At 75.9% G+C, this 14,363-nt stretch carries 14 protein-coding genes; 4 read left to right on the top strand and 10 right to left on the bottom strand.

All coding sequences use genetic code 11. The annotated features are described in order from the left end of the window. The coding region (locus NH602_RS18850; protein WP_253068490.1) for an APC family permease at nt 1-797 on the bottom strand (797 nt) is incomplete at its 3' end. A 118-nt stretch (nt 798-915) separates the two neighbouring features. On the opposite strand from NH602_RS18850, the gene NH602_RS18845 reads away from it, so the two are divergent. Next, nucleotides 916-1,203, top strand: coding sequence for a YrhK family protein (locus NH602_RS18845; protein WP_073575017.1), 288 nt, complete (start codon nt 916-918; stop codon nt 1,201-1,203). A gap of 10 nt (nt 1,204-1,213) precedes the next feature. Here NH602_RS18845 and NH602_RS18840 read toward each other — a convergent pair whose 3' ends face one another. The 5 genes from NH602_RS18840 to NH602_RS18820 are packed head-to-tail and all read right to left on the bottom strand — an operon-like array spanning nt 1,214 to nt 5,553. Continuing rightward, nucleotides 1,214-1,888 carry a phosphonatase-like hydrolase gene (locus tag NH602_RS18840; RefSeq protein WP_253068489.1) on the bottom strand — a complete coding sequence of 225 codons (675 nt, stop codon included), beginning with the start codon at nt 1,886-1,888 and terminating at the stop codon, nt 1,214-1,216. Next, a complete protein-coding gene (gene phnE, locus NH602_RS18835) occupies nt 1,885-2,715 on the bottom strand; it encodes a phosphonate ABC transporter, permease protein PhnE (RefSeq protein ID WP_073575019.1) in 831 nt (276 codons plus the stop codon). The genes NH602_RS18840 and phnE overlap by 4 nt, the downstream gene beginning before the upstream one ends. Then, nucleotides 2,712-3,455, bottom strand: a complete 744-nt coding sequence (locus NH602_RS18830) for a phosphonate ABC transporter ATP-binding protein (protein ID WP_253068488.1) — start codon at nt 3,453-3,455, stop codon at nt 2,712-2,714. Before NH602_RS18830 ends, phnE begins: the two co-directional genes overlap by 4 nt. Continuing rightward, nucleotides 3,452-4,363 carry a phosphate/phosphite/phosphonate ABC transporter substrate-binding protein gene (locus tag NH602_RS18825; RefSeq protein WP_253068487.1) on the bottom strand — a complete coding sequence of 304 codons (912 nt, stop codon included), beginning with the start codon at nt 4,361-4,363 and terminating at the stop codon, nt 3,452-3,454. The genes NH602_RS18830 and NH602_RS18825 overlap by 4 nt, the downstream gene beginning before the upstream one ends. Nucleotides 4,364-4,377: 14 nt before the next feature. Continuing rightward, complete coding sequence (locus tag NH602_RS18820) at nt 4,378-5,553, bottom strand: TIGR03364 family FAD-dependent oxidoreductase (protein WP_253068486.1); 1,176 nt, start codon at nt 5,551-5,553, stop codon at nt 4,378-4,380. Between the two features lie 125 nt (nt 5,554-5,678). On the opposite strand from NH602_RS18820, the gene NH602_RS18815 reads away from it, so the two are divergent. Next, on the top strand, nt 5,679-6,413 hold the full coding sequence (locus NH602_RS18815) for a GntR family transcriptional regulator (protein WP_253068485.1): 735 nt from the start codon (nt 5,679-5,681) through the stop codon (nt 6,411-6,413). A 265-nt stretch (nt 6,414-6,678) separates the two neighbouring features. Here the strand turns inward: NH602_RS18815 and NH602_RS18810 are convergent, their stop codons facing one another. Then, nucleotides 6,679-7,734, bottom strand: a complete 1,056-nt coding sequence (locus tag NH602_RS18810; protein ID WP_253068484.1) for an alcohol dehydrogenase catalytic domain-containing protein — start codon at nt 7,732-7,734, stop codon at nt 6,679-6,681. 139 nt (nt 7,735-7,873) lie between these two features. On the opposite strand from NH602_RS18810, the gene hchA reads away from it, so the two are divergent. After that, on the top strand, nt 7,874-8,752 hold the full coding sequence (gene hchA, locus NH602_RS18805; protein WP_100877878.1) for a glyoxalase III HchA: 879 nt from the start codon (nt 7,874-7,876) through the stop codon (nt 8,750-8,752). Between the two features lie 15 nt (nt 8,753-8,767). Here the strand turns inward: hchA and NH602_RS18800 are convergent, their stop codons facing one another. From NH602_RS18800 to NH602_RS18790, 3 genes are read right to left on the bottom strand one after another with little or no spacing between them, the layout of a single operon-like run. Further along, the gene (locus NH602_RS18800) at nt 8,768-11,491 is read right to left on the bottom strand and encodes a molybdopterin-dependent oxidoreductase (RefSeq protein ID WP_253068483.1); all 2,724 of its coding nucleotides are present in this window, start codon (nt 11,489-11,491) and stop codon (nt 8,768-8,770) included. Continuing rightward, on the bottom strand, nt 11,488-12,294 hold the full coding sequence (locus NH602_RS18795) for an FAD binding domain-containing protein (protein WP_253068482.1): 807 nt from the start codon (nt 12,292-12,294) through the stop codon (nt 11,488-11,490). The genes NH602_RS18800 and NH602_RS18795 overlap by 4 nt, the downstream gene beginning before the upstream one ends. A gap of 4 nt (nt 12,295-12,298) precedes the next feature. Beyond that, nucleotides 12,299-13,675 (bottom strand): 8-oxoguanine deaminase, encoded by a 1,377-nt coding sequence (locus NH602_RS18790; protein WP_179759965.1) that lies wholly within the window; start codon nt 13,673-13,675, stop codon nt 12,299-12,301. Nucleotides 13,676-13,767: 92 nt separating this feature from the next. On the opposite strand from NH602_RS18790, the gene NH602_RS18785 reads away from it, so the two are divergent. Next, nucleotides 13,768-14,363, top strand: a 596-nt coding sequence (locus NH602_RS18785; RefSeq protein ID WP_253068481.1) for a PucR family transcriptional regulator ligand-binding domain-containing protein, incomplete at its 3' end; no start/stop codon positions are given.

Raw genomic sequence — 14,363 nt, 5'->3', positions numbered from 1 at the left:
AGCACCGTGCGCCCGACCCCGGCGACCAGCGCGAGCAACACCCCCGCCGAGGCGAGGGCACCGCCGAGGCGCACCACCGGCTCAGTCCCGTCCCCGGACGCGGCGGCCAGCGGCGCCGCGGACGCCGCGAGGGCGTCCGGCCCGGCGGACCGCAGCGCGGCGACGGCGACCACCGCGTAGACCACCAGCACGAGACCGAGCGCGAGCGGGATCGCCCGCGGAATCGTGCGGGCGGGGTCGCGGACCTCCTCCCCGAGGGTGGCGATGCGGGCGTACCCGGCGAAGGCGAAGAACAGCAGCCCGGCCGCCTGCAGCACCGCGAGCGGACCGGCGCAGGCCCACCCGTCGAACGGGGAGACGACGGCCGGCCGGGAGAACGCGGCGACGACCACCGCCGCCAGCACGGCGACGGTGCACACGACCAGCAGCCGGGTGACGAGCGCGGTGCGGGTGATGCCGCGCAGGTTGACCGCCACCATCGCGACGACGGCCGCCGCCGCGACCGCGCGGGCGTGTTCCGGCCACGCGTAGGAGCCCAGCGTCAGGGCCATCGCGGCGCACGAGGCGGTCTTGCCGGTGACGAACGCCCACCCGGCGAGGAACCCCCATGTCTCTCCCAGCCTGCGGCGCCCGTACACGTAGGCGCCCCCGGACTCCGGGTACCGGGCGGCGAGCCAGGCCGAGGACATCGCGTTCGCCGTCGCGATCGCCCCGGCCACCAGCAGTGCCGGGAGCAGCGCGGTCCCGGCGATCGCCGCGGCGGGCCCGAACACCGCGAACACCCCCGCACCGAGCATGGAGCCGACACCGAGGACGACGGCGTCACCGGTACCGAGCCGGCGCTGCGGGGTCGTGTGCACGTGCTCACCCTTCCCCGACGTGCGACCGGCCGGTCGGCGGGGTACCCGGCGGCTCATGGGACGGACCGCACACGACCGGCCGCTGACGTTCACCATCGGGCGCGAGGAGCTCGTCGTCCGGCAGCGGTACGAGGTGCTCAGCATCGTCAACGACATCCTGGTCGCGCTGTGGTTCGTGATCGGCAGCGTGCTGTTCTTCCACGAGGCCACCACCTACGCGGGGACCTGGCTGTTCCTCGTCGGCTCGATCGAGCTGATGATCCGCCCGCTGATCCGGCTCGCGCGCCGGGTGCACCTGCGGCGGATCACCGGGGCGCCGCCGGAGGCGGGCCACGACTTCTGACCCGTCCCGCTCAGCCCGCCTGCCGGGTGTCCCCGAGCAGACCGGGGAGCACCGCGACCCCGTCGACGACGTCGGTCGGCCCCGCCGCGCGGAGCTCGGCGCGGCCCTGCGCCCCGGTGAGCACCGCGACGACCCGCCCGGCCCGGGCGTTGCGGCCGGCCTCGACGTCGAGCACGGTGTCCCCCGCTGTCAGCACGGCCGCCGGGTCGGCGACCCCGGTCAGCGCCATCGCGCGCCGGATCATCGCCGGGTCGGGCCGTCCGGCCGCGACCTCCTCGGCACAGACCACGGCGTCGAGCTGCCCGGTGAAGCGCCCGGGGAGCGCGGCCAGCAGCGGGTCGGTGACCTGCCGGTCGAATCCGGTGGTCAGCACCACCGCGATCCCCGCCGCGCGCAGCGCGGCCAGCGCCTCGGGGACCCCGGGCAGCGGACGCGGCGGCGACGCGGCGTAGGCGTCGGCGAGGCGGGCGACGAAGGCGTCGTGCAGGCCCTCGACGGCGCGGGCGTCGCGGACGCCGGTGAGCGCGCCGAGGGCCTCGCGCTTGTCGGCCCCCATCCAGCGGCGGATCGCGACGTCGTCGGCCGGATGTCCGGCGCGGGCGACGACGTCGGCGAGGACCCGGTAGACCGCTCCCCCCTCGTCGACGGTGGTCCCGGCGATGTCCAGTGCGGCGAGGCGGATCACGTGTCACTCCCGAGACGGCGGCGGACCTGCGCGGACAGCTGGTCGACCGCGACGATCAGCACCAGCACGACGAGGATGTGGGTGAGCATCTCGTCGAACCGGAACAGCTGGATGGACTGGTTGATGAGGAACCCGATGCCGCCGGCGCCGACCAGGCCCAGCACCAGCGACGAGCGGACGTTGACGTCGAAGCGGTAGAGCAGCAGCCCCACCAGCTGCGGGGTGACCGACGGCAGCAGCGCGTGCACGGCGACCTGCAGCCGTCCGGCGCCCGCGGAGCGCAGCGCGGTGGGCGGGCCGGGGTCGGCGTCCTCGACGGTCTCGGCCCAGAGCTTGCCCATCACGCCGATGTTGTGCAGGACCAGCGCGAGCACCCCGGGGAACGGGCCGAGCCCGACCGCGGTGACGAAGACCAGTGCGAACACGACGTCGGGCACGGCACGCAGGAACGACAGCACGCCACGGGCGGCCTGGTAGGTGACCGGCCCGGGGGCGGTGCCGCGCGCGGCGGCCAGGGCGAGCGCCAGCGCGAACGGGATCGACAGGGTGGTGCCGAGCAGCCCGATCCACAGGGTGACCAGGGCTCCCTGCAGGCTCGGCCCCAACACCGCCCAGGACAGGTCGGGCGGGACCGCCTCGGTGAGGAACTCGGCCATCCCGTCGGCGCCGCCGAGCAGCGTCGCGAACGACATCTCGGTGGCGCGCCAGGCGACGACGTGCACGACGAGCAGCACGACGACGACCGTCGCCGCCAGGGCGAGGGTGCGCGGGTCGCGGCGCCGCGGCGGGACGGGGACGCGGCGGACGTCCGGTGCGGTGGTGCTCACGGTGCGGCCTCCAGTGCGGCCGCCGGCCCGCGGTGGTCGGCGGCGTCGGGGTAGAGCGCGCGGACGTCGCCGCCGGGTGGTCCGTCGAGGGCGACGTGCCCGGACCGCAGCCCGACGACGCGGTCGGCGTGCCGGGCGGCGAGGTCGGGCTGGTGCAGGACGGCGAGCACGGCGAGGTGCTCGGTGTGGGCGAGCTCGGCGAGCAGGCCGAGCACCTGTTCGGCGGCGGCCGGGTCGAGCGCGGACACCGGCTCGTCGGCGAGCAGGACCCGGGCGCGCTGGCACAGTGCGCGGGCGACGGCGACCCGCTGCTGCTGCCCGCCGGACAGCGACCCGGCGCGGTCGTGGGCGCGGTCGGCGAGTCCGACGCGGTCGAGGCAGCCCATCGCCTCCTCCCGCAGCGCCCGCGGGAACAGGGACGGGACCAGCGAGGACCGCAGCGGGAGCCGTCCCAGAGCGCCGGCGCAGACGTTGTCGAGCACGGTGCGCCGGGTGACGAGGTGGATCCGCTGGAAGACCAGCGCGACGTCGAGCCGTCCGCGTGGCCGGCCGTCGACGAGCACCCGCCCGAGGTGTGGGGTCAGCCCGGCTGCTGCGCGCAGCAGCGTCGACTTGCCCGAGCCGTTGGCGCCGAGGACGGCGAGCAGCTCCCCGGCGTGGACGTCGACGTCGACGCCGTGGAGGACCTCGCGGTCGCCGTAGCGCACCCGGGCACCGCGGACCTCCAGCAGCGCGCTCACTGGACGTCCTTCTCGGTCAGGCCGAGCGTGCGGGCCAGCTCGAACAGCGGCGCATAGGTGTCGCGGGTGACCGGGACGAGCTTCCCGGGCGGGGTGACGTCGAGCAGCGCGCCGATCTCCCCCACCGCCTGCGGGTCGAGGTTCAGCAGGGCGTCGGTGACGGCGGCCTTGAACGCCGGGTCGAGGTTGCCGCGCACGGTCACCGGGTCGTTGGGGATCGGCGCGGAGGTCCAGACCCGGCGGAACCCCGCCGGGTCGAACGTCCCCGACGCGGTGGCCGAGGCCAGCTGCTGGGAGTTGATCTCGGCGGCGTCGACGGTGCCGTTGGTCAGCGCGAGCAGCGCCTCGGGGTGACCGCCGGCGTAGTCGACCCGGACGTCGGCGGGGGCGAGCCCGGCGTCGAGCAGTGCCTTGCGCGGTAGGGCGTCACCGGAGGTGGAGCCGACCGAGCCCAGGGCGAGGGTGCGGCCGCGGAGCTGGGTCACCGTGGTGACCTCGGAATCGCGCGGCACCCAGATCCCGGCGGTGTAGGCGGACAGCTCCCCGGTCGCGGTGCCGAACGAGGCGACCGGCTCGGCCCCGGCACGCTCGGATGCGAAGACGTAGCCGAGCGGGCCGAAGATCCCGATCTCCAGGCGGTCGTTGCGCATGGCGAGGACCTCGGCCGCGTAGTCCTCGGTGACCTGCACCCGGACCGGGCAGCTCAACCGGCGTTCGAGGGCGTCGCCGAGGATCTCCGCGGCGGGCACGAGCTTCGCCGGGTCCTCGAACGGTTCGATGCCCATCCGGATCTGCCCGCCGGGGCAGGTGGGCGACTCGGCGACGGTGGGGCCGGACGGGCCGGCGCAGGCGGTGAGAGCGAGGCTCGCGGCCAGTGCGGCGACGGCGAGCAGGCGGGGGCGGCGCATGGGGGTCTCCCGTTTCAGAGGACGCGGTCGAGCACGGCCGGTGCGAGGCCGAACGCGGTGGTCATGCCGATGCCGGAGGTGACCGCGACGGCGCTCGTCGCCGGTGCGACCGGGCGGATCAGGAACTCGCCGGGGGCGTCGGCGTAGACGCCCCGCCACCGGCGGACGACGTCGACGCCGGTCCCGAGCAGCGCCCGGGTCTCGGCGAGCAGCAGGTCGTCGAGGGTCTCGTCGGTCCAGGGCTCGGGTGTGCGGTCGTAGTGGTGGGTGTCGCCGACGACGAGGTCGCCGCCGGGCAGCTGGGTGAGCATGTGGTTGACGCCCGCGTCGAGCAGCTCCGGGCGCTCGGTGCGCCAGCGCTCGCGCAGCGCGGCGGCGCCCGCGGTGCCCGACAGGGCCGGGTAGCGCAGCATCGAGCTGCCGGTGAGCACGGCCGGGCCGATCGTGAGCGGGGTGTGCGGGCGGACCTGCAGCATCTGCAGGACGCAGCGCCGCAGGCCCGCGTCGTCGGCGAGGCCGGGGACGAGGCGGTCCAGGTCGTGACCGACGCAGAGGAGGACCCGGTGGGCCCGGAACTCCCCGCGCCCGGTGCGGACGACCACCGGGCCGTCGCCGCTCGCGTCCCCGATCCCCCCGGCCCCGGCCCGGGCCTCGCCGGCCCCGGCGCCGGCCGCGTCGATGCCGTGCACCGGGCAGCCGAAGTGGATCTCGGCACCGGGCCGGGCCGCGAGCCACGCCGCGATCGCCCCGGCCGCCCGGCGCTGCTCGACCCGCAGGTCACGCGGCAGGAACGCCCCGCCGTGCAGGCCGTCGCGGGCGACCGGGACCCGGTCGACGACCCGCGCCGGGTCGAGCAGCTCGACGTCGTCGCCCCGGGTGGCCGCGAGCTCCTCGAGTGCGGCGCGCTCCTCGGCCGACCGGGCGACGACCACGGTGCCGCACTCGGCGACGCCGAACCCGGCCTCGGCGCCCAGCCGCAGCCAGGTGCCGCGGCCGCGGGTGGCGAGCTCCAGCGCATCGCCGGTCTGGGCGGTGAGGCAACCGTGGCCGAAGTTGCGCACCGAGGCTCCGACGGCGTGGGCGTCACGCTCGAGCACGGTCACGTCCAGGCCGCGCTCGACGGCCTCGACGGCGTGGGCGAGGCCGACGACGCCGGCCCCGACGATCAGGAGATCACTCGTCCGGGTCACGGCGGGGACGGTGCCAGCCGGATGTCCCCGACCGCAATGACTTGTCGATACAAGTCGGGATCTGTTCACCTGCCCGACCTCTGGACGTCGTGCTCAGCGCCCTGGCACTTGTAGAGTCACCAGCCGTGGGGACCCCGTTGCACCGCACACTGGCCGACGAGCTGCGCGCCCGGATCCGCAGCGGCGCGATCGGTGTCGGCGAGGCGCTGCCGTCCGAGGCCGAGCTGTGCCGGGAGTTCTCGGCGTCGCGCGGCCCCGTCCGCCAGGCCCTGGCCGCCCTGCGCGACGAGGGCCTGATCGGCGGCGGGCAGGGCCGGCGCTCGGTGGTGCTGGACGCGGTGCCCGCCCAGCCGTTCGAGTCGTTCCTGTCCTTCACCCGGCGCGCGGAGCTGACCGGCCACGTCCCGGGCCAGCGCCTGCACGAGATCGCACTGCGGCACCCGTCGCCCGCGGTGGCGGCGGCGCTGGGCCTGGAGCCCGAGGACTACGCGGTCCAGCTGATCCGGCTCCGCCTGCTCGACGACCGCCCCGCGATGCTGGAGCGGATGACGTACGTGGAGAAGGTCGGGCGCGCCCTGCTCGACGCCGACCTCAACGCCGGGTCGATCTACGCCCTGCTCACCGGCCAGGGCGTCGACCTGCACGCGGCCCGGCACACCTTCGACGCCGTCGCCGCCGACGAGCTCGACGCGTCCCTGCTCGGCGTCGAGGTCGGACACCCCCTGCTCCGCGAACGGCGGCTGACCTGGGACGCCGCCGGGGACGCTCTCGAGTGGTCGGAGGACCGCTACCGCCCGGACGTCGCGACCGTGACGGTGACGAACACCCGCAGCGGGCGGGGTGGGTTCGCGCGGGAATGAGCGGGCGGGAGCGGGTCCACCCGCGGGTGGGCTGCGACGCGCTCCCGCCGGCGACGGCGGTGCCCGGACCGGGAGTCGCACCGCCGCCACCGTCGCCACCCCTGCCGCCGCCGCTGCCCCTGCCGCTGCCGCTCAGAGGTGCCCCTGTTCTGGACTCGCTTACCGGGTAAGCGAATCGACACACACATCCCCTCCGGAGCCCGGAGAAGGACCGCCCTGCCGCATCGGTTCGTGCGATGGCCCGGCCCGGCGATCGGGAGCGACGTCAGGGACGCACGGCCTGGCGCGGCGCCGCACCCGGCAACCCGGCGGCGGCGAAGGCGTCGTCGAGCGCGTCGAGGGACCACGGGCCACCGGTCAGCTCGGCGAACGGGAACCGCGTGTGCTCCGCGACGAGGAACGCGACCGCGGCGGCGAGGTGGCGGGGGGCGTAGTTGTGCACGCCGACGACCGTGTGCAGCCCGCGGACCAGGCGTTCCGGGTCGAGTCCCACTGCGGGGCCGGGCGAGACCGACCCGGCGAGGACGGCGGTGCCGCCGACGTCGAGCGCGTCGAGGCAGGCGCGCACGGCGGCGGGTGCACCGGACAGCTCCAGCGCGACGTCGAATGCCCGCTCCGGCGGGGCCCCGACCGTGTCCGCTGCGCCGAAGCGACGTGCCCGGGCGCGACGGTCGGCGTGCGGGTCGGCGACCACGACCTCGGCACCCGCGCGGGAGGCCATCGCCGCCGCGGTCACGCCGAGCATGCCCGCACCGGTCACCAGCACCCGCGTTCCCGGTCCCGGCGAGCCCGCGGCGTCGAGGACCGCGGCGACCGTGGCCGTCGCGCACGAGGCGGGTGCGGCGACCTCGTCGGGCACCGCTGGAGGGACGACGACCGTCGCCGTGCCCGGGGCGAGCAGGCAGTGGGTGGCGAACCCGCCGGTCAGCGGACGGGCCTCGTCCAGCGGGGCGTGGCCGTACTTGTGCAGGTCGGCGCACTTCTGCGGGATCCCGCGACGGCAGCGGCGGCACTCCCCGCAGGACGCGGCGACCGAGAAGACGATCCGGTCGCCGCTCCGGACCGGCGCGCCGTCGACGTGGCGCAGGCCCGGCGCCGTCGCGACGACCCGCCCGACCTGCTCGTGCCCGAGCACCCCCGGCACCGGCGACGAGCGATGACCGCGGGTCGTGTGCAGGTCCGACCCGCACACCGTCGCCAGGTCGACCGCCACCAGGACTTCACCCGGCCCCGGCGCGCCGAGCGCCGTCGTGACCAGGCGGAACGGGGTGCCGACCCCGTCCCAGCGGGCGTAGCGGGCGGTCGTCAGGGGAGCTGCCATGCCCGCGACGGTCGCACCACCTCGCCGGACCGTCCACCACCCTGTATGGACAAGTTGGTGAACGCACGGCGGCGCGGTTCACCGGCCCGGGCGGGGGTACGCCGTGCGGGCACCGCACGAACGACCCGGAGGCACCCCGATGTCCGACAGCACGCTCAGCAAGGACCCGACCGCGGACCCGGCGGAGCACGAGGCGTACTTCCCGTCGCCGTACTCGCTGGACGCCTACACCGCGCCGAGAACCGACTTCGACGGTCTCGCCACCGAGCGGAACGCCTGGTCCGGCGGCCGCTGGAAGGTGCTCGTGCTGGCCACCGACGAGCGCTACCTGCGCATGGGCAACGGCACCTTCTTCTCCACCGGCAACCACCCGGTGGAGACCCTGCTCCCCCTGCACCACGTCCTGGAGGCCGGGTTCGGCGTCGAGATCGCGACGCTCACCGGCAACCCGGCGAAGTTCGAGTGGTGGGCCTACCCCGGCGAGGACGAGGCGGTCGGCAGCGCCCGCGACACGCTGCTCGCGCAGTGGCGGGCCCCGAAGTCGCTGGCGGAGGTCGTCGAGCGCGAGCTGGGCGAGGACTCGGACTACCTCGCGGTGTTCGTCCCCGGCGGGCACGGTGCGCTGTCCGGGCTGCCGTTCTCCACCGACGTCCGCGACACCCTGGAGTGGGCGATGCGCACCGACCGGCTCGTGGTGTCGCTGTGTCACGGGCCCGCCGCGTTCCTCTCGACCCGCATCGGCCGCGGCCGGTCGGTGTTCGAGGGCTACGAGATGTGCGTGTTCCCCGACGCGCTCGACGCCGGCGCCAACATCGACATCGGCTACCTGCCCGGTGAGATGCCCTGGCTGCTCGGCAAGGCCCTCCAGGACGAGGGCGTCCGTGTCGTCAACGACGACATGACCGGCCGCTGCACCACCGACCGCAACGTCATCACCGGCGACAGCCCGCTGGCCGCGAACGAGCTGGGCAAGCTCACCGCGACCGCGCTGCTGGAGCACGCGCGCCGCCGGGGCTGACCCCGCCCCGGCGCCTCAGGGCGCCGTGCCACCGGCCGCCAGCCGCCACACCCGGTCGCGGCTGAACGGCTGGTGGTACGGCCGCACCCCCAGCGCGCGCCGGATCGCGTTCGCGATCGCGGGCGCGACCGGGTTGTAGGGCGCCTCGCTCATCGACTTCGCGCCGTAGGTGCCGAGCGCGTCGTGGGTGCGGGCGTACCGCACCTCGGTGTCCGGGACGTCGGCCATCTGCGGCACCCGGTAGGTGCGGAACACCGGGTTGAGTACCTCCCCGGACTCCCCCACGTACACCTCCTCGTAGAGCGCGCTGCCCAGCCCCATCGCGGCGCCGCCCTCGACCTGCCCGCGCAGCTGCTCGGGGTTCAGGACGGTGCCGGCGTCGACGGCCTGCACCGAGCGCAGCACCCGGACCTCGCCGGTCGCGGTGTCCACCGCGACGCGCACGCCGTGGCAGTTCGCCGTGATCGCCCGCGCGGTGCCGGGCTCCTCCCCCGTGGCCGCCAGCCCCGCGGGAGAGGACGCGGCGGCGAGCACGTCGTCGAGCGTCCACTCCCCGCCGGGCGCCGTGACCCCGGCCGCGTGCAGCTCCCCGCCGCCGGTCACGGTGAGGATCCGCTCCCGCAGCGCGGTCGCCGCGGCGTGCAGTGCCTTGCCCGCCACGGTGGTGCCCGCCGAGGCGAACGCCCCGGTGTCGTAGCCGCAGGCGTCGGTGTCGCCGTGGTGGGCGTCGACGCGGTCCGGGGTCGTGCCGAGCACGGTGGCGACGACCTGGCGGTGGGTGGTCGTGGTGCCGTTGCCGAACTCGACGGTGCCGGCGCCGAGCCGGTAGCGCCCGCCGGGCAGCAGCGTCACCGTGGTGGTCGCGGCGTGCCCGAACGGGGCCATCGTCGTCATCATGCCCAGGGCGACACCCTCCCCGACCCGCCATGTCGGGCCGTCGGGGACCGGGTCGCCGGTGCCGTCGGCCAGGGCGTCCTGGACGAGGTCGAGGCACTGGTCCATGCCGTAGCTGGTCCAGTGCAGGTCGTGCTCCGGCTCGCCGTGGTGGGCGACGTGCAGCGGGTCCCCGGCGCGCACCATGGTGCGCCGGCGCAGCTCGAACGGGTCGAGGCCGGTGGCGATCGCGAGCTCGTCCATCGCGGACTCGACGGCGAACATCACCTGGCCCAGGCCGTAGCCGCGGAACGCGCCGCTGGGCACGTTGTGGGTGTAGACGACCTCGGCGTCGAGGCGCTTGACGGGGCAGTTGTAGACGCTGACCGACTCGGCGACGGAGTGGAACAGCACCCCGCGGGAGTGGTTGCCGTAGGCGCCGGTGTCGGACAGGACGTCGAGCTTCATCGCGGTGAGGTGGCCGTCGTCGTCGGCGCCGAGGGTGACCGCGACCCGCATCGGGTGGCGCAGCGCGGTGCGGGTGAACTCCTCGGACCGGGTGAACTCGTGGACGACGGTACGCCCGGTCCGCAGCACCGCGAGCCCGACGAGGTCCTCGGCGAACATCTCCTGCTTGCCGCCGAACCCACCACCGACCCGCGCGGTGTGCACCCGGACCCGGTCCGGGTCGAGTCCGAGAACGCGGGCGAGCTCGCCGCGGGTGAGGAACGGGACCTGGGTGCCCGCCCGCACGACGAGCCTACCGTCGTCGTCGAGCGAGCCGATCGCGCCGTGGCACTCCAGCTGGGCGTGGGAGACCCGGCTGGTGCGCCAGGTGCCGGTGACGGTGTGCGCGGAGGCGCGCAGAGCGGCGTCGACGTCGCCGCCGTGCCCGCCGTGCAGGGCGAGCACGACGTTGCGCCCGGCGTCGTCGACGCGGTCGGCGGGGGTCCGGTCCGGGTGCACCGACGGCGCACCGGGCCGCCGCGCCGCCTCCGGGTCGAGGACGGCGGGCAGCACCTCGTAGTCGACGGCGACCAGCGCGCAGGCCGCCTCGGCCTGCGCCGGGGTCTGCGCGACGACGGCGGCGACCCGCTGCCCGACGTGGCGGACGACGTCGTCGAGCATCCGGGTGTCGTCGGGGTCGTCGGTGCGGTGCTCGTGCCGGGCGGTGGAGTAGCGCAGGTCCGGCACGTCGTGGTGGGTCAGCACCAGCGCGACGCCCGGCGCGGCTGCGGCCGCGGTGGTGTCGATCGACCGGATGCGGGCGTGGGCGTGCGGGGAGCCGAGGATCCGCAGGTGCAGGGCCCCGGTGAGGTCGGTGTCGAAGGTGAACGGCTCGCTGCCGGTGACGATGCGCTCCGCGGCCGGGGGCCGCGCCGAGCAGCCGACGGTGCCGGCGGTCCCGCCCGTGGCGCGCGGGGTGCAGCCGCCGCGGACGCCGGTCTCGATCGCCTCGCGGATGCTGCGGTAGCCGGTGCAGCGGCACAGGTTGCCCTTCATCCGCCGCGGCAGGTCGTCGAGGTCGTCGGGGGTGAGCGCGGTGGCGGTGACGATCTGGCCGGCCGTGCAGAACCCGCACTGGAACCCGAACTTCTCCACGAACGCGGCCTGGACCGGGTGCAGCTCCCCGTCCGGCCCGGCCAGCCCGGCGACGGTGGTGACCCGCGCGCCGTCGAGACGCTGGGCGGGGATCAGGCACGAGTGCACGGGCCGGTCGTCGAGCAGGACGGTGCAGGCGCCGCAGTCCCCGGCGTCGCACCCCTTCTTCACCTCGAGGTGCCCGTGCTCGCGCAGGAACGTGCGGGTGCACTGCCCCGGGGCGGGCTCCGCCTCCAGCTCGGTGTCGTTGACGTGCAGTTTCACGACAGCTCCTCCCGGATCTGCTCCAGCAGCACCGCGCTGACCCCGTGGCGCCAGTCCGCGGAACCGAGCGGGTCGGTGTACCAGCCGTCGACGGCGTCGACGTCGGCGCGCAGCCGGTCCGCGTCGGGCACGCCGGCCGGGTAGCGCAGGACGGTGGGCGCCTCGGTCGCGGCGGTGATCACGAACGTGGCGGCGCCGCCGTCGGGTGCGGTGTCGACCCGCCCGGTGAGCACGGCGCCGGAGCGGCCGAGCTCGGCGAGTGCGATCCTGCGGAAGGCGGTGCGGGCGCGGAGTGCGGCGCCGGGCAGCTCGACCGCGCGCAGGACCTCGCCGGGGCGCAGCGCGGTGGTGCCGTTGCCGGTGACGAGCGACGCGACCGGGGCGCGGTACTCCTCGCCGTCGGGGGTCCAGACGACGGCGAGCCCGTCGAGCGTCGCGGCGAGGGCGACCATCCCGGCGGCGGCGTAGGCGCGGCACACGTTCCCGCCGACGGTCGCGGTGTGCCAGATCTTCCACGACGCGAGCAGGGCGTGCGCGCACTCGGCGAACAGCGGGGTCCCGGTGCGCTCGCCGTACGCGGCGAGGTCGGCGATCGGGCAGGTCGCGGCCACCGACAGGCCGCCGTCGGGCAGGTCGGAGAGGGGCTCCCAGCCCATCGTGGTGAGGTCGACCAGGCCGGTGACGCCGGGCTGCGGCTCGGAGAACAGCCACGTCCCGCCGGCGAGGATCCGCTCCCCCGGCGCCAGCGCCAGGTCGGCGCGCTCGCGGGCGCGCCGGAACCCGGTGACGGTGTGCAGGTCCATCCGCTCACCCGGCCTTGGCCACGAGGGCGCGGTGCACGGCGGCGCACTCGGCGGCGACGGCGTCGGTGTCGACGGTGAGCACGGTGTCCCGTTCGACGACCGGGCGCCCGTGCACGAGCAGCAGCTCCAGCGGCGGCGGGGTGCCCAGGACGAGGGCGGCGACCGGGTCGGCGACGTCGCGGTGCCGGAACCCGTCGAGCCGCCACAGGGCGAGGTCGGCGAGCTTGCCGGTCTCGATCGACCCGATCTCGTCCTCGCGACCGAGCACCCGGGCACCGCCGAGCGTGCCGAGCTCCAGGGCCTCGCGCACCGACAGGGCGCGGGGGCCGCCCGCGGCGCGGGCGAACAGGACGGCGTGCTTGACGTCCTCCAGCAGGTGGGTGCCCTCGTTGGAGGCGGCGCCGTCGACGCCGATCCCGACCCGGGCGCCCGCGTCGACGAGGTCGCGGACCCGCGCGATGCCCGCGCCGAGCCGGCCGTTGGAGGTGGGGCAGTGCGCGACGCCGGTGCCGGTCGCGCCGATCGTCTTCACCGCGTCGTCGTCGAGGTGCACGGTGTGGGCGAACCACACGTCGGGCCCGGTCCAGCCCAGGTCGGCGACGTACTCGGTGGGGGTGGCCCCGAAGCGCTCCCGGCAGTACGCCTCCTCGTCGTCGGTCTCGGCGAGGTGGGTGTGCAGCCGCACCCCGAGCTCGCGGGCCAGCGTCGCGGACTCGCGCATCAGCTCCGGCGTCACCGAGAACGGCGAGCAGGGGGCCAGCGCGATCCGCAGCATCGACCCCGGCGACGGGTCGTGCCAGCGGGCGACGGCGTCGGCGGACGCGGCGAGGATCTCGTCGCGGTCGGAGACGACGTGGTCCGGCGGCAGCCCGCCCGCGCTGCGCCCGAGGTCCATCGAGCCGCGGGTCGGGTGGAACCGCAGCCCCACCTGCTGTGCGGCGCGGATCTCGGCGCCGAGCACGTCCCCGCCCTCGCGGGGGAAGACGTAGTGGTGGTCGGTCGTGGTGGTGCAGCCCGACAACGCGAGCGCGGACAGCGCGCCGGTGGCGCCGGTGTGCACGGCGTGCTCGTCGATGCCCGCCCACACCGGGTACAGCGTGGTCAGCCACTCGAACAGCGTGTGGTCGACGGCGAGCCCGCGGGTCACCCACTGGTAGAGGTGGTGGTGGGTGTTGACCAGGCCCGGGGTGAGCAGGCAGCCGCGGGCGTCGACCCGGCGGTCGTAGGACCCCGCCGGGGCGGGACCGGGCCCGACGCCCGCGATCCGTTCCCCCTCGACGACGACGTGCCCGCCGGGGAGCTCCTCCCCGGTGACGGTGACGACGTGGGCACCCTCGATGGCGGTCCGGTGTGCGGTCCGGCCGGCGCTCGGCTGCTGCATGGACCCAGTGCACCGCGCGCCGGTCACCGGGAGAAGGCACCGCCGTGACGAATCGGGGTCCCCCGCGGCGCACCGAGTTGTAGGTTTCTCCCATGCTGCTCTCGGAGCTCGTCGCACGCCCGGAGCTGCGGCTGCGGGTCCTGCACGGCTCGGCGGCCGACCTGGACCGGTCCGTGCGCTGGGTGTACCCGACCGACCTGCCCGACCCGTCGCGCTACCTGGGCGGCGGTGAGCTGGTCGTGTCCGGCCTGGTGTGGCGGCGGACGCCCGCGGACTCGGAGCGGTTCGTCGCGGCGGTCGCGCGGTCCGGGGCGGCGGCGCTGGTGGCCGGGGAGGCCGTGTTCGGCGACATCCCGGCCGACGTTGTCGACGCCTGCCGCCGCCACGACCTCGTGCTGGTCGCGGTGCCGGTGGACGTGTCGTTCGGCGCGGTGACCGAGGCGGTGATCGGGGCGCTGTCCGCGGCCCGCGGGGACCGGCTCGCCCACACCCTGGGCCGGCACCGGCGGCTGCTCGCCGCGTTCGCCGGCGGCGCGGAGCTGGCCGACCTCGCCGCAGCGGTGTCGGCGGGCACCGGCCTGGTCTGCCGGGTGCTGACCGCGGCGGGTGGCCTGCTCGCCGGTCCGGCCCTGCCCGAGGCCGAGCGCGACGCCGTCGTCGCCGGGTTCCTGACCGCGGGCCGGTTGCC

Origin of the sequence: Pseudonocardia sp. McavD-2-B (assembly GCF_024124365.1) — a bacterium.
GTDB classification, from domain to species: domain Bacteria; phylum Actinomycetota; class Actinomycetes; order Mycobacteriales; family Pseudonocardiaceae; genus Pseudonocardia; species Pseudonocardia alni.
The sequence above is the reverse complement of the archived record's forward strand: the minus strand, read 5'-3'. Positions and strand labels throughout refer to the sequence as shown.